Here is a 20,923-nt window from a genome sequence, read left to right as displayed (position 1 = left end):
AATACCGGCCTGTCACGCCGGGGGTCGCGGGTTCGAGTCCCGTCCGCTCCGCCAAATAAATAAAAAAGCCTCTACATTGCTGTAGAGGCTTTTTTATTTTAAGACGGAGCTGAATGCTTAAGCCAATCGAGATAACCACAGAGTGATTTCAGCATCAGATTGAGTAAATAGCCATTACGGCGCAAAGCAAAACATTATCCTTAGGGGCGGTGACATCTAAATCCTACCCATCAAGTAAGCAGCTTTATCGAGCTTATTTTGCATACAATTAACCGCAGTATGAATTGTAGCGTCTTGGCTGACGACTCCGTCTAAAAGCTAACTTTTATTTATTTAAACATAATTCATTCGAGGCTATATCGCATCTTGGCTGTTGCCATTGTTGATAACTATCACCGCTGTTCAGCAGCACCCACTCAGTTCCGGCCATAGTGGGTGCTTTTAATACTGAAAATATATAGCTAAGCAGTGTGAACTCGACGGTTTAAGGTAATTGTAATCGATACTTTTTTCGCTAGTATCTACCCAGCACTAGAATGCGTAATTAATATTCAATTCAAGCGATCGTCCAGTTCCGGCTATTTGTTCAAAGCCGTTGCTATTGTCTGTTTTGTATTGTGCAATACTGACCCCGCCTAAAGGCAGTTGATAATATTCATCGAGTAAGTTTTTCACGGCGACAGTCATTGTTGCACCTTGCCATTGGATACTGCTGCTTAAGTTAAGCAGAGAGTAACTGTTGGTTGTATTTTCTAAGCGCTGACTATCAACGCGATCTTTGCTCGCGACCCATTGCCAGCTAAGGCTATTTTTCCAATCACCAAGTTCTTGGTGAAGAGCAAGTTCAGTTTGTAATGGCTTTATTTGATACAGAGGCTCGTCACCGTTATCTCTTTCGCCGTGAGTGGCAGTGGCATTAGCAACCATGAGCCATTTACCACTGCGGTTTTCTGCTAGTTGGTATTCAGCATCAATACGTGCACCAAACAGAGTCGCATTAACATTGGTAAACTGTAAAATATTGCGGCGAGTATTGGTCATAGGCGTTTTGTTAAAACTACCAACCTCATCGGCATCAATATAATCATTTATTTTGCTGTACCAAGCGGTAGCGCTGAAGGCTAAATCATCTTGTACCAATTTATAGGCTGTACTTAAGGTATGTGCTGTTTCGGCATTGAGGTTTGGGTTACCTATATAGCCATTTCCATCACCAAACCAACCGATCATGGTTGTTGCCATGGTGCTTTGACCCCAACTGTAACGTTCATATAAATTTGGTGCTCGGCTTTTTCTCGCTAAACCAACCTCTATGACTTCAGTGTCACTCAATTGATATCGAGCCAGGAGCGTAGCGTCGATAATATTGTCATTACGCTTACGATAAAGGCTGTTAAATTCATCTGCGGCTATGGCATTGACATTGTTCATACCCATCATCGCCATAGTGTTATAGGGTTGTACTTCAGCAGCGTTTGTTGACACGTATTCATATCGGACGCCCGCTGATAACCACCAACGACTATTTAGAGTGTGTTGCCATTCACCATAAAGAGCAGCACGTTGACGCTTGCCGTCATTAATATTGACATAATCATTAGGTCCCATCATAGATGAACCTTCGATAGCGGGCCAAGTATCGTCAAGTTGATAAACATAATATTCTTGTCCAATCAACAAGGTACTGTCTGAACTTATGGGTAATTGCCAATGCAACTGGTAGCTATAATCTTTTCCTTTGGTTTCCATCGGCATATTTCCGGTTTTTTCGTCAGTAAAGAATCCCATTTCATGTTCGACGCTGTGCCAATTGGCTTGTGCTGTAAACTCGGCATCATTTTCTAGTGAACGCTGATAACGCACTAACGCTCCATAGCTGTCATTGTTAGTCATATCCATATATTGGTTAGCGAAACCCTGATAAGGAATATGTTGATGAGTAAGCTTAATGGCTATTTGTTGGGTCTCATCTTGCCAAGCTGCCGTTAGCGCATGGTTTTGAGATTGATATAGCGTGTCGAGTACTTTATCGCCATGACCATCGCTATAACTGTTAGCATCTTCAAATGACCCTTGATAGCTAAAACTTAACGTTTTACTGGCAACGGTGGCATTGACGCCAGCAAGAAAAGCATCATCGGTACTGCGATAACCACTAGAAACATTACCACTGTGCCATGTTACAGCGTCGCTATCAGTGAACAGTGGGTTTAAACTGCTGATTTTTATCACACCAGCAATATTATCACCGCCAGCACTTACCGGAGAGACTCCCGCGACGACTTGCGTTGAACTGATTTGATTTGCAGATACATATGAGAGCGGCGGGTTCATCTGGTTCGCACATGATGAAGTGATGTCGCTACCATCGATAAGGATTTTTATCCGATCGCCCATCATGCCGTTTAAGATGGGTAAGGCTGACACACCGCCAGCTTCAGAGAAATCGACGCCTTGCTTTTTTAAGAGGTTTTCAGCCGAACCTAGTAGGTCTTTATGTGTTGTTTGCTGTCCTTGTACTTTGACATGTTCAACACCTTGGTTGTTTTGTATGTCATTCGATTCAGCTCTTACTTGCGGCGTTATGGCCAGTGTTACTGCCAATGCAATTGATGAGTAAGCCCATGGGGCGTTATTCGTTAATTTAATGGTTTGCATTACTTTGTGAGTCAAAGCTATCACCTTTATTGTTTTTTTATAAACCTTTGATGAGTTAATTTCAAAGGAGATTGTTCACCTTAATAAATTATAACCTGCTAATAAATATGAAGAGTGCGACATGATGTCGCACCTTTATAAATATATGCATCAAGTGTTGAGTGAATACGATAGATAATGGATAAAGCTAAACTAATGCCGGCATGTTAACTCATAGATGTCATAGCAATAGATGATAGTTAGGGCTTGATATTTTGTTTAAAGCTTGCCTATACTGACGCACATCTTGTCGGAGTGCCATTATGGCTGAGACCGTTTATTCGGGATCCGTTGAACCTGATCAGGCTAGAACCTGCGAAGGAAACAAGCGTAATAATCATTATTATTGGGAAGATAATAACGTTTTAACAAGACAGTAAATGGACGTTTACCTCTGAGTTTTTTATCGGTTTATATGTCCAGTTAAGTTATTACTTTAGTATTTTTCTATGTGGTTATTGACGTAAGCGATAGTATTTTTATTGTTTACTGCTGCTATCAACACCTCTCCAGACAAGCAACTCTACTCTTAATAATGAGGTTGCTAATGTCAAATCCAAACCGTCGTCAAACTCGAGCTAATGCTCAACAATTTATTGATACCCTTAAACCGTTACAACATCCTAATTCTGAAAAAGTCTATTTAACGGGTAGTCGTGCAGACATCAACGTCGCTATGCGTCAGGTTAATCAAACTGAAACCGTCATTGGCGGCACCGATGCAAAGCCCATTAAACAAGCCAATCCACCTATCATGGTCTACGACTGCGCGGGCGCTTATTCTGATCCCCTTGCCGACATTAATGTGCGTCAAGGTTTAGCTAAAATCCGTCAAGCATGGATTGATGAGCGACAAGATACCGAGCAATTAACCGGTGCAAGTTCAGGTTTTACTCAACAGCGACTGGCTGATGATGGCTTAGATCACTTGCGTTTTGATGCCCTAGTTGCGCCGAAGCGAGCCAAGCAGGGCAAATGCGTGACCCAAATGCATTATGCTCGCCAAGGTATTGTTACCCCTGAAATGGAATACATTGCCATTCGTGAAAACATGGCTCGTGCTGAAGTAACCGACACCGTATTGACTCAAAAGGCACCAGGAGAGGCTTTTGGTGCGCATATTGGTCAGCTGATCACTCCTGAGTTTGTCCGCGATGAAGTCGCTCGAGGTCGAGCGATTATCCCACTCAATATTAACCATCCTGAAACCGAACCTATGATTATTGGGCGTAATTTTTTGGTGAAGGTGAATGCCAATATTGGTAATTCGGCGGTGACATCGTCAATTGAAGAAGAAGTGGAAAAACTGGTGTGGTCAACTCGTTGGGGCGCCGATACCGTCATGGACTTGTCGACCGGACGTTATATCCATGAAACCCGTGAGTGGCTTATCCGTAATTCGCCTGTTCCAATTGGTACTGTGCCGATTTATCAAGCATTAGAAAAGGTTAATGGCGTTGCCGAAGATCTCAGTTGGGCGGTATTTAGAGATACGCTAATAGAACAAGCCGAGCAGGGCGTAGATTATTTTACCATCCATGCAGGGGTGTTATTGCGTTATGTACCTATGACCGCCAAACGCCTTACCGGTATTGTGTCGCGTGGCGGTTCAATTATGGCTAAGTGGTGTTTAAGCCACCATCAAGAAAGTTTCTTATATGAGCATTTTCGCGATATTTGCCAGATTTGCGCCCAATACGATGTGTCCTTGTCGTTAGGCGATGGTATGCGCCCCGGTTCAATTGCCGATGCCAATGATGAAGCGCAATTTGCAGAATTAGAAACCTTAGGCGAGTTGGTTAAAATTGCATGGGAATATGATGTGCAAACCATCATCGAAGGCCCTGGTCATGTACCAATGCAGTTGATTAAAGTCAATATGGAAAAGCAATTGGCCCTTTGTGATGAAGCGCCTTTTTATACCTTAGGCCCACAAACTACCGATATCGCGCCGGGTTATGATCACTTCACCTCAGGGATTGGCGCTGCCATGATGGCTTGGTATGGCGTGGCGATGTTGTGTTACGTCACCCCCAAAGAACACTTAGGCTTACCTAACAAAGAAGATGTAAAACAAGGCTTAATTGCCTACAAGATTGCAGCTCATGCTGCTGATGTCGCTAAAGGTCATCCAGGTGCACAAGTGCGTGATAATGCGTTATCCAAAGCCCGCTTTGAATTCCGTTGGGAAGATCAATACAACCTAGGCCTTGATCCTGATACCGCTCGTGCTTACCACGACGAATCGTTACCACAAGAATCAGCAAAAGTGGCTCATTTTTGTTCAATGTGTGGGCCTAAATTTTGCTCGATGAAAATAACCCACGAAGTGCGTGAATATGCCGCGAATCTTCAACAAGCAGAAGCACTTAAGATTGAAGTATCTGCCGCTAGTGCTTATCAAACTCAACCTATGGCTCAAGCCATAAATCCGTCTGAGGCTATGGCGCAAAAGTCGGCTGAGTTCAAAGCGTCGGGATCGGCACTGTATCACGCCGTCAAACCAGCAGCACAAGTTGATACCGACTTAGCGGTAGAGGTTGAATAACTATTATGAATTCATCGACATTTGTCAGTGAATCCATAATGCAAACCCCACCCATTGTCTGGACCATAGCCGGTTCAGACAGTGGTGGTGGTGCGGGGATTCAAGCTGATTTACTCACCATGCAAGACTTGTCATGTCACGGGTGTAGCGTAATAACCACATTAACTGCGCAAAACTCAGTCAGTGTCAGTCTTGTTGAAACTGTTTCTCAATCCATGTTACTGGCTCAGTTGACCAGCTTATGTGCAGATCTGCCGCCGGTAGCGATTAAAATTGGCCTGTTGGCATCCCAAGCACAGGTAAACATTTTGGCTGATTGGTTAACCCAGATACGATCTAGACTAATTATGGCTCCTTTTGTGGTGCTTGATCCTGTGATGGTCGCCAGCAGTGGTGCCAGCTTTAATCCTATGGATCTCGATTTTAGTCCTCTCATTGGCTTAATTGACTTATTAACCCCTAATCAGCATGAGTTAGGTCGCTTATGTCATCATTGCGTTTTAGCGCAACATCGAAATGATAACCTCAATCTCGAATCATCGATTGAGATCGATCCCATCAGTACTCTGCAACTGCAGATGATTAACGACGCTAAGTGGTTATCAAATATATTTAAATGCCATGTACTCGCCAAAGGTGGTGATGCTCATTGGCAGCACGATGCGACAGATATTTATGTCAGTACAAGTGTACCAGGTGCCAGTATTGCACACAGTAATGCCGTGTTTATGTTAAGCAGTCAGCGGATAGTCACTAATAACAATCATGGCAGTGGTTGCACTTTATCATCTGCAATAGCGTGTTTTATTGCCCATGACTTCGTGATCCATGATGCTATTGTGTTGGCAAAAGCTTATGTCAATAAGGGCTTAGCATTAGGTTTCAGTCTAGGGCAAGGTCCTGGGATTTTAGCCCGTACCGGTTGGCCCGATGATTTACAGGCTATGCCGTTAATCAACTTGATTACATCAGACGATCTCGCTCAAGCTTCATTTAAACACACAGCCCATAATGACTTTAAATCGCTGCTAAAACCACTCGGTATTTATCCTGTTGTTGATGATCTAAATATACTCAAACAGCTGCTATCAGCTGGCTGCAAAACCATTCAATATCGCACTAAACTCGATAGCGACACTTGTTCGGACAGTCTGCAGCGATTAACACTCGAAACTAATATTATTGAAGTGATTAAACTGGGTCGAGAGTTTCATGCTCAGTTATTTATCAATGATCATTGGCAACTGGCGCTTAAACACGGTGCGTTTGGGGTTCACTTAGGCCAAGATGATTTGGCGACTGCAGATTTAGCCGCGATAGCTGCAGCTGGAATGGCATTAGGGTTATCGAGCCACAGTTATTTTGAAGCCTTGTTAGCTCACCAACACTCACCATCCTATATTGCCCTGGGGCATATTTTTGCTACCACCACGAAACAAATGCCATCAGCCCCCCAAGGGATCACTAAGCTTACACGTTATGTCAGCTTATTTTCGCGTCATTATCCAACGGTTGCGATTGGCGGAATCAATCTCAGTAATCTTGAGGTCATTGCCATGACTGGGGTGGGTGATGTTGCGGTTGTCAGAGCCGTGAGTGCTGCTGCAGATCCCGCTAAAGCTTATCAAGCGTTAAATCATAAGTGGTTACAGTTGACGCGATCATTATCGAAACCGAGTGTCTCTGCGGAGGTGAGATGAATATACTATCGGATCAGCAGTATATCCAGTACTCACGCACCATGTTGCTCAGTGATATTGGCGAGACTGGCCAACTTGCCATTATGAATAGTTCGGTCGTCATTATTGGCATGGGCGGATTAGGGCATCTAGTCGCTCATTACCTCGCGGCGGCAGGTGTTCAGCATATGTTGTTGATTGACCATGATGTTATTGAATTATCTAACTTGCCACGGCAGCTATTATTTACTGCCACAGATATTGGCCAAACCAAAGTTGCTGTTACTAAAAGAGTGCTTAATCGTGCTTATCCTGAAATCAACATCAATACTATCGCGGAAAAAGTTACTGCCCAGCATTTTTATCAGCTTATCAAGCGAAAAGTAACCAAGCCTTTAGTATTTGACTGCACTGATAATTTCAAGACACGGCAGCTTATTAATCAACTCTGCGTTGAACAGAAATTGACGTTGGTTAGTGGCGCAATCAGTGGCTATCAAGGACAACTATTTTGTATTGATTTTTCAGACTCAGGCTCTAATTTACACCCAAATAGCGGCTGTTATCGTTGCTTATATCCACTTGATATGACGATTACGCAAAATTGTACTCGAGCAGGAGTTCTTGGGCCTGCTGCGGGCATTATTGCCAGTATGCAAGCGTTGGTGGGTATACAACATCTTAGTAATACCTTCACTCAATACGGTATTTTACATTGCTTTAATGCTAAAAACTTACATTGGCAGCATGCCCACATGAGCCAAGATCCAGAGTGTGCAGTGTGTCATCAACAGTCAGTCACTCAGCTTTCGGAGCAGCCCAATGACGCATACTAATTGCCACTCTCAGATTGCCTTGCAACTCAATGGGGTCGAACAAATCGTTCGGGCTAATTTGAATTTGGCCGAATTACTGATTTTAAGTGATCTACCCACTCAAGCGGTCGCCATAGTCGTCAACGATAGTGTTGTACCACGAAGCCGATGGGTGCACGTATTGTGTCAAGCGAACGATAATATTACGGTTTTTTCTGCCGTTGCTGGAGGTTAATAATGTTAACGATAGCCGATCATCAATTTTCGTCTCGATTATTCACCGGGACGGGAAAATTTTCAGATCACAACACTATGTTACAAGCTATAAACAGTTCGGGATCACAGTTAGTTACCTTGGCGATGAAGCGGATTGATTTAACCCGCGGCCATGACAATTTACTCGGGCCGCTGCAAAGTATGGGGGTAAAGTTATTACCTAATACCGCGGGTGCGCGTAATGCCAAAGAAGCTATTTTTGCTGCCGAACTGGCTTATGAAATGCTTGGCACTAAATGGATTAAACTTGAAATTCATCCAGATCCTAAATATCTCATGCCAGATCCTATTGAAACATTGATCGCGGCTCAACAATTATGCGAACAAGGCTATATTGTCATGCCTTATGTGCATGCCGATCCTGTGTTATGTCGCCGATTAGAAGAAGTCGGCTGCGCCGCAGTGATGCCTCTTGGTAGCCCCATTGGCAGTAACCAAGGCCTGGCCACGGAAACCTTTTTACGCATTATCATCGAACAAGCCTGCATACCAGTGATCATTGATGCGGGAATTGGTGCACCCTCGCAAGCTTGCAGAGCAATGGAAATGGGGGCCGCAGCCGTATTGGTTAATACCGCGATTGCAAGTAGCGCTTATCCTCAGCAAATGGCGAAATGCTTTGCTGATGCGGTCGCGACAGGCAGACAAGCCTACCTTGCAGGATTAGGGGCTGTGAATCATCACGCCGATGCAACCAGTCCATTAACCGGATTTCTGACAGAAGCATCAATCAATTCACTGACGCAGTCAGTGAACATCAAGGAGGGTTAGCATGTCATATTCAAGCGTATTTACGCAATTAGCCCCCGATGCATTATCGATGAAATTGTATTCGACTACCGCCAAAGACGTTGAATTGGCTTTGCAAAATCCAAGCGGTAATCTTAATAGCTTGTTGGCACTATTATCTCCTGCCGCAATGGCATATATTGAACCGATGGCGCAGCAAGCAGTTCAGCTGACTCGAAAGCGATTCGGTGCCAATATCGGTCTTTTCTTACCCTTGTATTTATCAAATCTGTGCGCCAATGAATGTGATTATTGTGGCTTTAGCATGAGCAATAAGGTTAAGCGTAAAACCCTTAACAGTGATGAACTCACAGCAGAAATGGCTATTATTAAACAACGTGGCTTCGATTCGATATTACTGGTGTCTGGTGAACACGAAACCAAAGTTGGAATGGGGTATTTTGAGTCGGTGTTACCGTTAGTTAGCAAGACTTTTAATTACGTGGCAATGGAAGTTCAACCATTGGAAACAGAACAATATCAGCGTCTTGGTAAGTTAGGTGTTGATGCCGTTATGGTATACCAAGAAACTTACCGGCCACAAACTTATGCAAAACATCATACTCGCGGTAAAAAACAAGATTTCGTTTATCGCTTAGATACCCCAGATCGAGTCGCAAAAGCAGGGATCGATAAAATAGGTTTAGGGGTATTACTTGGGTTAGATGATTGGCGACTCGATGCATTATTAATGGGATACCATCTTGATTATTTAGAAAAAATCTACTGGCGCACTCGTTACAGTATTTCATTACCTCGCTTACGTCCATGCACTGGTGGTATTTCACCTAAGGTTGAATTAACCGATGCCGGATTAGTGCAAATGATCTGTGCATTTAGGTTGTTTAATCCGCAACTTGAAATCAGTTTATCAACACGTGAACTGCCGTCGTTAAGAGATAATTTACTGCCACTTGGGATTACTCACATGAGTGCCGGAAGCTCAACCCAACCAGGAGGCTACATGACACCTGACAGCCAACTTGATCAATTTGAGATCAGTGATAATCGCTCTGCAGAGCAAGTGATAATCCAAATGAGGCGAAGAGGATTGAATCCGGTATGGAAAGATTGGGAGATGGGCTGGAATAATGATTAAAGTTTAAGATTGGTTTGCTTATAAACTGTACATATTAGTCGGTTTAGATCATACTAAATGAAAGTTTTTATGATCAGGAGTCGTCATTATGCAAGTTCAATCAGCGTATTCATCTGGTTTACAAGGTTTACAAAGTGCTCAGCAAGGTTTAGCGCAAGCAACAACATCTGTAGCAACGCCAGATCAGCAAAAGCCAGCAGTCGCTAATGCATCAACTCAAGATACTGTGACACTTAGTTCACGTGCAGTTGATCAAACTGACACCACAGCAGCTTTAGTCTCTGCAACTCAATCATCGAATCAAGCTCAAGCTTCAACACGAGTGATTGAAGAGGCTTCTGAAACAGTGGGTAGTTTGATTGATATAGAAGTGTAAACATGAGTGCGCCAATGGTTTCTGCTAACATTGGTTCATTCATTAATGCTGCCCATCACAATACAATATCTGCAGCAGCTATTCACACCAGTAGCGTTGCAAACAATAGTCTTAAAATCTCTGCTATTGAAACTACTAGTCATATCAAACCCACTAGTATTAATCCAATCAGTACCAAGTCTATCAATACTGGTACTGGTGTCGGTCAAAACTTCACTTCTCAACAACACGCTTATCAGCCACAAACGGCTCAAGCTACAGCGAGTCAAACTGATGCAACAGACAAAACTCAATCTTATAAAATTGTCGGTTCTGATCCACTTAATAGTTATAACCTAAAGAGCGGTCCTGCGAATCTGGCGGGCGTATTGAATAATTCATCTGTGCCAGCACAGGCAAGCGTCACACTTGCTGAAAAATCAGTCAGTGCAGATGTTACAACTAATATTTCAAGTGATGCGGCCAATACGCAACAGCCAGTGGTTAGAACTATTGCGGCAACAAATGACACAGCAGCGGATCCCTTTGCTGCTGAGTCTGATACACAATCAGCTCCTCAGGTATCAAATAATCAAGATGAAACAGCTACACAGCAAGTTGAGCAACAGATTGTAAAAAAGCAACAGCAAATAGAACAAGCTCAAACAAAGCAGATTGAACAACTTGTACAACGAGATACCGAGGTTAAAACTCACGAACAAGCTCATGCAGCAGTGGGCGGTAGTTTAACTCAGAGCCCTAGTTATCAATATGAAAAAGGGCCAGACGGCCGGCGTTATGCCGTAGAAGGTGAGGTGAGTATTGATGTGTCGCCTGTTTCAGGCGATCCTAAAGCAACATTAAGTAAAATGCAGAAGGTATATGCGGCAGCGATGGCGCCAGTACAACCATCAATGGCAGATATTCGTGTGGCTGCACAAGCGCTACAAAACATGAATGAAGCAAATAAACAGTTGATACAAGACCGCCAGCAAGATACTGGTTCAACACTGAATAATCAAACCTCAGCTGAGAGCGGCAATATTTTTACTCGCGCACAGAATCAACAGCCATTGACTCCAGCAACTAACTCAAACAACTCTATCGCGCCAAATAGTAGTGTTTTGAAAATAGACGCTGATAACGCAAATATCAATTCATTGTCGTCTAACCGTCCTGTATCTGCAGCACAGGATAATGAGGCACTGATTAATAATGGTCTTGCTAATAATACAGTTACAAATAATGCGGTGACAAATAATAACAGTAATGCCGAACGAGACTCTAATCGTCAAATACAAACGTCTTTATCTTCATCAGAACGCGACCAATATCAATCGATTGAAATTTATGCGTAGTACTTCAGCACCTCGTGCTGATTTAATCCATTCAACCTGTTCATGATCAACTCAAACATTGGCTCATCTGTTAATCGGAATGTGAAATTCGTATTATTAATTGTATTGTGAGTATCTTCAGTGACTTAACAAATAGCCTCTGCTGCTCAGCATCAGCCATTAAAGGGTAAATCATGTTGTTTCAAAATGAGGCTTTCTAATAATTTACACGCGGGTCCTTGTTGATCTCGATTGGGAATGACCAAGTTAAGCATTATTTTGCGCTGATAACTGCCACGTAAATGTAAGCGGATAAGCTGTTTATTGGCAATTTCTTGTTCAACTAAAAAGCTAGGTATCCAACAAAAGCCAATATTACGGGCCAGAATACTCTTTGCTTCATGAAAGTTAGAGACGGTCCAACGTTGTTCTGCTTTTAACCACCCAATATCATTACTGGCATTAATTCCGGTATCTTTAATGACAATTTGAAGGTGCTGGGCTAATTGCTTGTCATCTTCAATTAAAGTCAGTGTTGCCAGAGGATGATCCGGATGGCAAACCAGTTCAAAACTTAATTCACATAATGGTTCAGATATATGGCCTTTAGGTGCGGTGGCACAAATAGCAATATCAGCTTGATTATTATTGATAAGTTCGTGGGTTCCGGAAATAACAGAATCAATAATGGTTACCCGAGTACCACGGCTGTCCGGTAAAAATTCTCTCAATGATTCCACAAGATTGTCCATTGGGTAAACAATTTCTCTGGCAATAGTGAGGTTAGGTTCCCAACCTTGGCCTAAATTTGAGGCCAGTTGTTCAAGTTCTTCAACAGATTGAGTTAGGTGGCGAGAGCGACGCAATAACACTTCACCTTGCTCAGTTAAATATGCTTTTCGACCTTTGACTTCGAGTAGATTGATCCCCAATTGATGTTGTAACTTGGCCACGGCATGATTTAACGATGATTGGCTTTTGTTGAGTTTTTCTGCCGCTTGAGCATAGCCGCCAAAATCAACAACAGCTTGGACTATTCGCCATTGTTCTAAGGTTGATTTTGCTCTGCTCATTAAGTGCTCTCTTTATTGTTGGCTGAAAATGAAGGAAACTAGCGTATTTTTTATCATAAAAAAGGCAAATGCACTGCAGCATTTGCCTCAAATATATCTTGGCTAGTATTGAGTGTTATTTAGCATTGTTCAGAGAAGCTTTAGGCTTCACTAATTTTGGTAAGTACTTTTTAGTACTCGCAATATTATTTAAATACGGACCTTTGTGTAATGTTTCAGGCCAATTTAATAACATCATTGCTAGTACGTTTCTGTGTTCACCAGAAGATAATTCAGCTTTGCCATGTGGTGACGGGATCATCATGATTTTTGGATCATATGCCGCAATCACGTGTTGTTTCACTTTATCCACAACTGGGTTATCGCCGTTACCCGTAATTAAGAAACTAATCCCAACTTCAGTAATAATATCTTCAGTCGTGTCGGTCAGAATACGATCAATATTTTTCTCAAAGTAATTTAAAATCCACTGATATTCTTTTGGATCGACAGGGTGTTGATAATACTCGCTGGCGGAAAAAATAAAGTGAGTCATACCATAGACTTTGTTTTTATATTGGCCTTTTTTGAGTTTATCATCATTGCTATCTGGATAGGTTTTAATAAAAGCTTGTTTGTAAGCTTGGTAATAGTCGCCAACGCCGATTTGTTTGGCCCAATATACATAGTTGATTAACTGCGCGGCCCAAGCCTTAATCATTTTTGTATCAGTGAAAGCAGGTTCTAAATTAGCATTTTTTAGGGTTTTTATCATTAAATCATGACAAGGTCCGGTAAAACCAAACTCATCCACTCGACTGGCATAGCGCAATAGCACGTCGGTATATAACATAAAATTAGGGTAGGGAGCGATGGCTTCTTTACGGGCAATAGCCCGTGGGCCTGAACCTAATTTATCCGCCTCAATTTTTGATTCACTTTTAATAAAACCGGGCTTATCCAGATTACATGAATAGTAAGCTTGACGTTCAGCAATAGTGAGGAGATCAATTAATGAGCCGTTAGCGTATTTGGGTTCCCCAGTCATACGGAATTGGCGTATAGCATAGTGGCCTTGAACTCGTGGGGGTAAGGAGTAAAGGTTGGTTTCTAAATTGGATTTTATGCCTTGATAAACTTGTTCAGCGGTTAAAGTATGGGCGGTTTTTTCTGCCGATTCTTTTGCGAAAGCCACACTACTAAACAACGTAGCTGACAATAGTAAATACGAGAGTGTTTTACTCTTGCGTAGTTCCAGCATGTTTAAATCTCCTGATAAGTGAATGTGGGTCAATCGGTAAGCCTATAAGCTGCTCGAGTTGATCGTTTAAGGTTAAATGTGTTTCATTGACTACCAGTAAATTAAATATCTCTCCAGTCGATATATTGGCTGGTGTTTGATTCATAATTAGCTCAGTCAATGCGCTTTGCCATAGCGGAAGATAATAATTAACTCCTTCATTGGCAATAGCTTGATAGCTGTATATTGCATCTGTTGCTTGCGGCCATTGTTGACCAAAACTTTGTTCAAAGTACGCTGATAGCTGCTGGTTATGACTTAACCATGTGTCTTGTTCAGTGTTGTTGAAGTCGCCATCATATTGATAAAAATCCAGTGCAACCTTGGCTCTAAATACCCATAACTGTTGCTGATATTGAGCGACTAACTGATATCGTTTAGAGATACTTTCTAATTTAAGCTGCTGTTTAATATAGTTAACTAGCCACAGTGTTGCAATGGCGTGAGCATCCGTATTCTGCGCTTTATGGTTGAGAAAATAAAACTCTCCACCTTGTGCTAAGGATACTATTGCTTGGCTTAATTGGTTAATTAATTTTTGTTGTTGTGTTGCACGGGTTAATTGTGGTGGAAAGCTGAGTGCATATTGGCCAAATTGATGACCAACGACGGTTTGTTTTATCAATTGACCGTTTACGTCTTGACGTGATTGTTGATCCGCTTGTGGATAAGTAAAAATTTCACCGAGTAAGCGTTGTTGATGCCATACCCGAATAATCTGGGTTTCATTTAAGCTGTTTTGTTGACCATCATCAGATGACGTTTCTCCCTCTACCCTGGGTTTTTCGATTGTGATGAGTTCAAATTTAAGGTTAAGAGGCTTAAGACTGGTGAATATTTGCTGTAGAAATGCATTTGTTGTCATCATTTCCATACTAGATGATTTACTTATGTCACTTAACGTCTGGGCAATATTCCAGGGCGCAATATCGATATTGGCAGTTTGGCTATCTAAAAATTGTTGTAATAACTGCGGCGTTAAGCGATGAGAGGCCAGCTGAGCTTGAGCTGTATTGGCATATCCTTGACGATGGGCTTGCTGCTGTTGCAGAAAATGGATTGATTCAACCGCTGCTGCCTGTTGTTCTTTAGCGCGAGTTTGATAGGCGAGCCAGGCTTGTTTTCTGCAGTATTCTTTGGGTTGTTTAATTAAGTATTTGGCAATACTGATATCAATATTCGTATTTTGGGCAGGCTCAGTATCTTGATGCTTGTTTGTGGTTTCTGTTCGTTGTGGTAAAACACAATCTTGTTGATTAAATTGCAGGGTAAAGTGTTGCAGCGATAACGCTTGATCTATGCTGGCTTGGGCACCATGCAATTTTGATTTTTCGATGACTGGCCATTGTGCACGTTTTATGGTCTCTAAACGTTGTCCTAATTGGTTATAAGGCGGAGCAAGGTGGGGTAATTGGTCAATGAGATATAAGGTTTGTGGTGCGCTAACGACTGCATTAAGTTCATCAGCAAGATGAAGTTGGCACCATAATAGGCCTTGTCTATTGATGCTGTTATTGGCAAAAGGGCGATAGTATTGAATTCTGTCGTTAATATTATTTAACGCCAGTGTATTCCTTTCAAATGCAACCGCTTGTCGCTCTACAGACTGAAAAGAAACAAGCGTCTGTTGTGCTAAATCTGGTTGATATTGTAAGCACTGTTCGATGAACAGTGCTAAAGGATTAGCCACAGCATGTGTTGTGGCTAAAAGATTAAAAAATAGGGTTGCTACAAAAATGCTTTTTAGCATAAGCCACACGTTCCTCAACTGACATTGCTGAGCTATTCATCGCTTCAACATGCTTAAGTCGAGGTAAGATCCCTCTTCCATTGGCAATTTGAATTGTTAAACCGGGTCGGGCATTCAATTCGAGTAACAATGGGCCTTTGTTTTTATCTAGCACCATGTCAGTGCCTAAATAGCCTAATTCACACATTTCATAAGCACTAGATGCCGTGTGAAGTAAGGTTTCCCAATGAGGAACGACTATGTTCGACAGCGGGAAGTGGGTATCTGGGTGTTTATCAACGGGCACGTCAAATTGCACCGCGTGTAAACTGTTACCGGTAGCAATGTCTAAACCAACACCGACAGCGCCTTGGTGCAAGTTTGCTTTACCGTCAGACGCCGCCGTCGATAATCGCAACATTCCCATGACAGGAAAACCTTTAAAGACAATTAAGCGGATGTCAGGGACACCCTCATAACTTAACCCTTCAAAGACCGGATCAAATTCAATTAATCCTTCGACAATCGCCACATCAGGCTTACCACCAAGTGAAAATAATCCACTTAAAATATTAGATACATGGCGGTAAATTTCATTCTGAGTCACTTCATGGCCATTAGGTTTATAATAACAACCATTGCTCACCCTAGTGATCACCATAATACCTTTGCCACCAGAACCTTTGGCAGGTTTTATCACAAAACCACTGCGGTCAAGGACCATTGCTGGTATTTCTTGGATTTTATGTTGCTGATGAACAACCCCAATTAAATCGGGAACAGCAATGCCATTAGCAAGCGCAAGTTGCTTAGTTATTAGCTTGTCATCAACGCGTTTATAAAACTTACGCTGATTATAACGACCAATATAGCTAATATTGCGCCTGTTCATGTTGAGTACACCGCTACGGCTCAATTCCCAGGGCCAGGCGTACTTCATTATTGTTCTCCAACTAATGGTCTAAAGCGTTTTAACTCAGTTAAACGGTAACCAGTGTACTGTCCCATTACTAATACCAACGCTAAGATCACTAAATGGATCCCTAAGAAGTTGAATACCCAATGCTGAACTAATTGGTTGTCCATAGCTAAGTAAGCCAATGTCGCCACAAATAAGCTACCACCACCAGATACAAAGACTTTTTTAGGGCCTTCTTCTTCCCAAAGAATCGACATACGTTCAATGGTCCAAGCGAGAATGATCATCGGGAAGAACGTAATGGTTAAGCCTTCACTTAAGCCTAATTTGAATGAGATTAAGGTAAATAAGCCGATAATAAAAATAACCACAATAATAACCGCTGATATTCGGGATATGAGCAGTAAGTTAAGTGTCGACAGATAGGAGCGGATCATTAAACCAAAGGCAACAATCAGTAAAAAACCAATTAAGCCAGTGAGTAGGGTGGTTTGAATAAATGCCAAGGCGATCAATACCGGCATAAATGTACCCGATGTTTTGATGCCTACAATCACTCGCAAGAACACGACAACTAATACTCCAATGGGTATTAATAATATGCCTTTAAATGTGCTTTGTTCTTCAAGTGGTAACTGATACAGGGAGAAATCCATGGCATCGTCATTCATCATCATGTCGATAGATGTCGCTAATGCTGAACGAGTATCTTGTAGCATGGAGAAGTTAACTAATGAATTAGTACCTCCCATAACATCAAGAACTGGGTGACCTGCGTATTCCCATAATACTAAGGTATTATCACGGCCTTTCTTGTTGTTGGGTACATCAAAAAGCTCCCATTGACCGTCATTATACACTTGAACATATGACGTCAGTTGTTGGCGACGGCGTTGATCTTCAAGTTGTAAACCGTTCACTATGCGTGCCGGTACACCTTTAGAGTGCAACATGTGGACAAACAAATTGGTTGAAGTGTTAGCCGATAGTAGCAAGGCCATATTTTGGCTTTGGTTATTATCATTAATCAAATTCATTAATTGCTGAGCAAAAGACAAATTCGTTGCACTACGAGCCCATACTTCTTCAATTATTTGGTCGGCTGCTGATTTCTCAGTTGCAGGCCATAAATAGGGTTCAGGTGTTACAGGTTCCTGGTCTGCTTCGATAGTGAGTTTACCGGTTGGAACCAAAGTTACGCGATAATATAGTGCTTGTGAGCCTGTAGCTTCACGAATCGACCATATTGCCCGACGATTATTGGCATCGGCTGAAATGTTTAAGCCATAACCTGGCGATGATGCATTTTCAACTAAAATATCAAATGCAGGATCGTCAGGTAATGAAAAATTGACTTCAGCAGGTTCATTGTTGCCATTGAAACTAATTTTAGCGTCCACGGCCCAACTTTGAACCTGTTCACCAGGTAAAAAAGGCACATTGTGTTCAATACCACGGTATATGCTGGTACTGATCCCGATGATAAATAGCAGCGCAACGAATATGTAAAACGGTTTACGAGAATGCATTACGGATCCTACTTAATTAACGTGGTAATTTGGTTTTTGTCTTTACCATGAATGTAGATTTGACCTACATCAACAATGGCAATATCTTTCATAAACTTGCGACCGAGTAACAAAGGATAATCAAGATGGCTTCGATCCGTTAAATTTAAATCAGTTTCGGCGGCATATTTACCTATTTTCAAATGGGCATGAATAACCGGACGACGATCATCATCTGAATCTGCATCTTGTTTAATACGAACAAAGCGCTCTACTTTAAATTCAAAGGTATTTTCTGGTTGATCTGCATTATTAGTGACGACGCCGAAACGAACCCATTGTACGCCTTCGCGTTCAAATAACACGATATTGCGCGCATCCAAAGATGATGACTCGGCACCGGTATCAATACGGGTGGCAAACTTTGCTTTTAACTCATCAATAAAAACACTTTCGACTTCGCCAAGGAGAAATTTTTCACCAATAAGACTTTCAGGGCATTGTAGTGGCACTGAAACAGGTTTGGAGACTGGAGGTTGAACTATTACCGTTTTTGGTTTCTGACTCATTGCAGTGCTGACTTGCGTCTTTAACTTTCTGACTTCATCAGAAAGCGCACTAATGTCGGCAATGTGCTGACTGCTTTGTGAATGTATAGCATCAATAATGACAGTTTGCGAAACTTGCAAACTGCTATTCAAATCAGCATTGGTTAGCGGAGGTGTTATTGGTTTTTGAGTAGTTGTACAACCCGATACGAGGGCCGCTACAACGGATAGAGCAATTACCTGCTTTAACATGTCAATTCCTGTTGAATAGTATTATTTACACTAAATCGTGATTCGGTTGGTTCTTTGTTGCAATGATGATGGCTCTCTTGGGAGCGGGATAACCTTCTACAGTTAAACTGACATCATTTGGATCGAGATAATCAACTAGAGATTCATTTTTCATCCATTGGGTACTACGTTGTTCCGCAAGCGAGGTAATATCGATGTCAACGCATCTAATATCAATAAACTCGCATTTTTTTAACCATAGCATTAAGGCTGCAACAGATGGGATAAACCAAACGTTGTTCATTTTGCCGTATCTATCTTGTGGAACCAATACCGCGTTTTCGTCGCCATCTATTACCAGTGTTTCAAGTACCAGTTCACCACCAATTCTTAATTGGTCTCGTAATTGTAGTAAATGATCGATTGGTGAGCGACGATGATAAAGCACTCCCATTGAAAATACGGTATCAAAGGCATCTAAAGCTGGTAACTCTTCGATACCAAGAGGCAATAAGTGCACTGGGTGTTGATTACCCGCAATGCGTTTTATTGCTTCAAACTGGCATAAAAATAACGGTGACGGATCAATGCCCACAACACGCGTTGCCCCAGCCCCTAACATGCGCCACATGTGATAACCACTGCCACAACCGACATCTAATACGGTGCGATTTTTTAAAGGCGAAATATAATCTTTAACCCGATCCCATTTCCAATCGCTGCGCCATTCGGTATCAATTTGAATACCATGAACGGAAAATGGACCTTTACGCCATGGTTGAAAAACGGCCAACAAATTAGTTAGTTTTTCGGCTTGGCCCGAGCTGAGTTGCTCTCCGGTTCCAATGGTCACACTACTGCTAAAATCTATATTATCGGGTTGCGGATAATGTAATTTATTGAGCACTTTTTCCCATTTGGGTAAATTACCGTGTTTATGATCTCTCTGCCATTTACCTAAAATTGCCGGTAATGTTTCTAACCAGTGTTGTAGGTTAGAATCGGCAATGTCTTTATAAAAAGAGCTGAAATTGATCATTTAATCGCTACCATAGATGCAAAGTTAAAACATTGAAACCAAACTGAGAAGTGACTAAAGCCGTTTTCGGTTAAGCGTTGTTGATGAACATTTAAGCTGTCTGGACGCATCACGTTTTCTAACGCACTGCGCTTTTGACTGATTTCGAGCTCACTATACCCATTTGCGCGCTTAAAATCTAAATGCTGTTCATCTAATAACTGTTGTATATGATTATCTTCAAAGAATAGCTTTTCCGAAATGACTAATATTCCGCCTGGAAGCATGCCATCGTAAATACGTTTTATTAAAGCATCGCGATCATGAATAGGCAAAAATTGTAGGGTAAAGTTTAGCACCACCATCGACGCATTTTGAATGTCAATTTCTCTGATATCGGCACACAGTAAATTTACTTTGATGTCGCTGACATATGCCGCAAGGTTTTCATTACAACGGTCAATCATCGACTGACTGTTATCGACCGCGTAGATCTGGCATTGACGGCCTTCAATTTGACGACGAATACTTAAGGTTGCTGAGCCTAACGAACTGCCGAGATCATATATATTGCTGCTAGGTGTGACAAATCGATGAGCAAAATCACCAATAGTATTGATTATTTGGGCATAACCAGGAACAGAGCGGCGTATCATGTCATTAAATACACCTGCAACACGTTGATCAAATTGAAAATCAGTGATTTTATCTGTCACATGAGCGTATATCTTATCTTGTTGGGAGTTCATGAGTTGCAATGTGAAAAAATGATAGCAGTATTTTAACTAATCATGATGAACGGCAGCAAGTATTCTACTGCTAATTTGTACGTTTTTTTTGATATATTTAACGATATAATAGGTAGCGAAGGTTCTGAATGCTTATTAATGCTGATAATATGTACAAAGAGCTAAGAAATTAATTTCTATTCATAAATTTAGCACGACACAAGATAGATTAATGATATTATTTAACCTTGTTACAAAACAGCAACAAAAATATACGCCATATCGTTTTTGTGTA

At 41.8% G+C, this 20,923-nt stretch carries 17 protein-coding genes and 1 riboswitch; of the genes, 8 read left to right on the top strand and 9 right to left on the bottom strand.

The genetic code is table 11. The features are described from left to right. Nucleotides 1-531: 531 nt before the first annotated feature. On the bottom strand, nucleotides 532-2,658 hold the full coding sequence (locus ACED29_RS01390; protein ID WP_371696800.1) for a TonB-dependent receptor plug domain-containing protein: 2,127 nt from the start codon (nucleotides 2,656-2,658) through the stop codon (nucleotides 532-534). 280 nt (nucleotides 2,659-2,938) lie between these two features. After that, a riboswitch (TPP riboswitch) is annotated at nucleotides 2,939-3,038 on the top strand. Nucleotides 3,039-3,244: 206 nt separating this feature from the next. On the opposite strand from ACED29_RS01390, the gene thiC reads away from it, so the two are divergent. The 8 genes from thiC (at nucleotide 3,245) to ACED29_RS01350 (ending at nucleotide 11,616) form a co-directional block, all read left to right on the top strand. Then, nucleotides 3,245-5,245 (top strand): phosphomethylpyrimidine synthase ThiC, encoded by a 2,001-nt coding sequence (gene thiC / locus ACED29_RS01385; RefSeq protein WP_371696794.1) that lies wholly within the window; start codon nucleotides 3,245-3,247, stop codon nucleotides 5,243-5,245. A 5-nt stretch (nucleotides 5,246-5,250) separates the two neighbouring features. Further along, nucleotides 5,251-6,945 (top strand): thiamine phosphate synthase, encoded by a 1,695-nt coding sequence (thiE, locus tag ACED29_RS01380; RefSeq protein ID WP_371696792.1) that lies wholly within the window; start codon nucleotides 5,251-5,253, stop codon nucleotides 6,943-6,945. After that, nucleotides 6,942-7,760 carry a HesA/MoeB/ThiF family protein gene (locus tag ACED29_RS01375; RefSeq protein WP_182698556.1) on the top strand — a complete coding sequence of 273 codons (819 nt, stop codon included), beginning with the start codon at nucleotides 6,942-6,944 and terminating at the stop codon, nucleotides 7,758-7,760. Before thiE ends, ACED29_RS01375 begins: the two co-directional genes overlap by 4 nt. Further along, the gene (gene thiS, locus ACED29_RS01370; RefSeq protein ID WP_124018170.1) at nucleotides 7,747-7,974 is read left to right on the top strand and encodes a sulfur carrier protein ThiS; all 228 of its coding nucleotides are present in this window, start codon (nucleotides 7,747-7,749) and stop codon (nucleotides 7,972-7,974) included. Before ACED29_RS01375 ends, thiS begins: the two co-directional genes overlap by 14 nt. Nucleotides 7,975-7,976: 2 nt before the next feature. Further along, complete coding sequence (locus ACED29_RS01365) at nucleotides 7,977-8,786, top strand: thiazole synthase (RefSeq protein ID WP_182756162.1); 810 nt, start codon at nucleotides 7,977-7,979, stop codon at nucleotides 8,784-8,786. Nucleotide 8,787: 1 nt separating this feature from the next. After that, entirely contained in the window at nucleotides 8,788-9,903 is a 1,116-nt protein-coding gene (gene thiH / locus ACED29_RS01360; RefSeq protein ID WP_371696791.1) for a 2-iminoacetate synthase ThiH, read from the top strand. Nucleotides 9,904-9,991: 88 nt separating this feature from the next. Then, entirely contained in the window at nucleotides 9,992-10,279 is a 288-nt protein-coding gene (locus tag ACED29_RS01355) for a chemotaxis protein (protein WP_124018173.1), read from the top strand. 2 nt (nucleotides 10,280-10,281) lie between these two features. Next, a complete protein-coding gene (locus ACED29_RS01350; protein ID WP_371696789.1) occupies nucleotides 10,282-11,616 on the top strand; it encodes a putative metalloprotease CJM1_0395 family protein in 1,335 nt (444 codons plus the stop codon). A gap of 152 nt (nucleotides 11,617-11,768) precedes the next feature. Here the strand turns inward: ACED29_RS01350 and ACED29_RS01345 are convergent, their stop codons facing one another. The 8 genes from ACED29_RS01345 to cmoA all read right to left on the bottom strand — a co-directional run bounded on the left by ACED29_RS01345 (nucleotide 11,769) and on the right by cmoA (nucleotide 20,649). Then, nucleotides 11,769-12,668, bottom strand: a complete 900-nt coding sequence (locus ACED29_RS01345; RefSeq protein ID WP_124018175.1) for a LysR family transcriptional regulator — start codon at nucleotides 12,666-12,668, stop codon at nucleotides 11,769-11,771. Between the two features lie 115 nt (nucleotides 12,669-12,783). Beyond that, the gene (locus ACED29_RS01340) at nucleotides 12,784-13,908 is read right to left on the bottom strand and encodes a DUF3541 domain-containing protein (RefSeq protein ID WP_124018176.1); all 1,125 of its coding nucleotides are present in this window, start codon (nucleotides 13,906-13,908) and stop codon (nucleotides 12,784-12,786) included. After that, nucleotides 13,886-15,697 carry a hypothetical protein gene (locus ACED29_RS01335; RefSeq protein WP_371696788.1) on the bottom strand — a complete coding sequence of 604 codons (1,812 nt, stop codon included), beginning with the start codon at nucleotides 15,695-15,697 and terminating at the stop codon, nucleotides 13,886-13,888. Before ACED29_RS01335 ends, ACED29_RS01340 begins: the two co-directional genes overlap by 23 nt. After that, nucleotides 15,660-16,616, bottom strand: a complete 957-nt coding sequence (locus ACED29_RS01330) for an alpha-L-glutamate ligase-like protein (protein ID WP_124018178.1) — start codon at nucleotides 16,614-16,616, stop codon at nucleotides 15,660-15,662. The genes ACED29_RS01335 and ACED29_RS01330 overlap by 38 nt, the downstream gene beginning before the upstream one ends. Continuing rightward, nucleotides 16,616-18,124 (bottom strand): inactive transglutaminase family protein, encoded by a 1,509-nt coding sequence (locus ACED29_RS01325; protein ID WP_124018179.1) that lies wholly within the window; start codon nucleotides 18,122-18,124, stop codon nucleotides 16,616-16,618. Before ACED29_RS01325 ends, ACED29_RS01330 begins: the two co-directional genes overlap by 1 nt. Nucleotides 18,125-18,132: 8 nt before the next feature. After that, complete coding sequence (locus ACED29_RS01320) at nucleotides 18,133-18,903, bottom strand: ATP-dependent zinc protease (protein WP_273058169.1); 771 nt, start codon at nucleotides 18,901-18,903, stop codon at nucleotides 18,133-18,135. A gap of 25 nt (nucleotides 18,904-18,928) precedes the next feature. Next, complete coding sequence (gene cmoB, locus ACED29_RS01315) at nucleotides 18,929-19,921, bottom strand: tRNA 5-methoxyuridine(34)/uridine 5-oxyacetic acid(34) synthase CmoB (RefSeq protein WP_182723674.1); 993 nt, start codon at nucleotides 19,919-19,921, stop codon at nucleotides 18,929-18,931. Continuing rightward, complete coding sequence (gene cmoA, locus ACED29_RS01310; protein WP_124018182.1) at nucleotides 19,918-20,649, bottom strand: carboxy-S-adenosyl-L-methionine synthase CmoA; 732 nt, start codon at nucleotides 20,647-20,649, stop codon at nucleotides 19,918-19,920. Before cmoA ends, cmoB begins: the two co-directional genes overlap by 4 nt. Nucleotides 20,650-20,923 lie beyond the last annotated feature (274 nt).

The sequence above is a fragment of the Shewanella sp. 5S214 genome (assembly GCF_041439795.1).
Lineage (GTDB): Bacteria > Pseudomonadota > Gammaproteobacteria > Enterobacterales > Shewanellaceae > Shewanella > Shewanella vesiculosa.
This window is presented reverse-complemented; position numbering and strand designations above follow the sequence as displayed.

What these genes read in the sequence shown, in the direction of transcription:
- ACED29_RS01390 (WP_371696800.1), bottom strand. Translation starts at nt 2,658, where the DNA reads ATGCAAACCATTAAATTAACGAATAACGCCCCATGGGCTTACTCATCA.
- thiC (WP_371696794.1), top strand. Translation starts at nt 3,245, where the DNA reads ATGTCAAATCCAAACCGTCGTCAAACTCGAGCTAATGCTCAACAATTT.
- thiE (WP_371696792.1), top strand. Translation starts at nt 5,251, where the DNA reads ATGAATTCATCGACATTTGTCAGTGAATCCATAATGCAAACCCCACCC.
- ACED29_RS01375 (WP_182698556.1), top strand. Translation starts at nt 6,942, where the DNA reads ATGAATATACTATCGGATCAGCAGTATATCCAGTACTCACGCACCATG.
- thiS (WP_124018170.1), top strand. Translation starts at nt 7,747, where the DNA reads ATGACGCATACTAATTGCCACTCTCAGATTGCCTTGCAACTCAATGGG.
- ACED29_RS01365 (WP_182756162.1), top strand. Translation starts at nt 7,977, where the DNA reads ATGTTAACGATAGCCGATCATCAATTTTCGTCTCGATTATTCACCGGG.
- thiH (WP_371696791.1), top strand. Translation starts at nt 8,788, where the DNA reads ATGTCATATTCAAGCGTATTTACGCAATTAGCCCCCGATGCATTATCG.
- ACED29_RS01355 (WP_124018173.1), top strand. Translation starts at nt 9,992, where the DNA reads ATGCAAGTTCAATCAGCGTATTCATCTGGTTTACAAGGTTTACAAAGT.
- ACED29_RS01350 (WP_371696789.1), top strand. Translation starts at nt 10,282, where the DNA reads ATGAGTGCGCCAATGGTTTCTGCTAACATTGGTTCATTCATTAATGCT.
- ACED29_RS01345 (WP_124018175.1), bottom strand. Translation starts at nt 12,668, where the DNA reads ATGAGCAGAGCAAAATCAACCTTAGAACAATGGCGAATAGTCCAAGCT.
- ACED29_RS01340 (WP_124018176.1), bottom strand. Translation starts at nt 13,908, where the DNA reads ATGCTGGAACTACGCAAGAGTAAAACACTCTCGTATTTACTATTGTCA.
- ACED29_RS01335 (WP_371696788.1), bottom strand. Translation starts at nt 15,697, where the DNA reads ATGCTAAAAAGCATTTTTGTAGCAACCCTATTTTTTAATCTTTTAGCC.
- ACED29_RS01330 (WP_124018178.1), bottom strand. Translation starts at nt 16,616, where the DNA reads ATGAAGTACGCCTGGCCCTGGGAATTGAGCCGTAGCGGTGTACTCAAC.
- ACED29_RS01325 (WP_124018179.1), bottom strand. Translation starts at nt 18,124, where the DNA reads ATGCATTCTCGTAAACCGTTTTACATATTCGTTGCGCTGCTATTTATC.
- ACED29_RS01320 (WP_273058169.1), bottom strand. Translation starts at nt 18,903, where the DNA reads ATGTTAAAGCAGGTAATTGCTCTATCCGTTGTAGCGGCCCTCGTATCG.
- cmoB (WP_182723674.1), bottom strand. Translation starts at nt 19,921, where the DNA reads ATGATCAATTTCAGCTCTTTTTATAAAGACATTGCCGATTCTAACCTA.
- cmoA (WP_124018182.1), bottom strand. Translation starts at nt 20,649, where the DNA reads ATGAACTCCCAACAAGATAAGATATACGCTCATGTGACAGATAAAATC.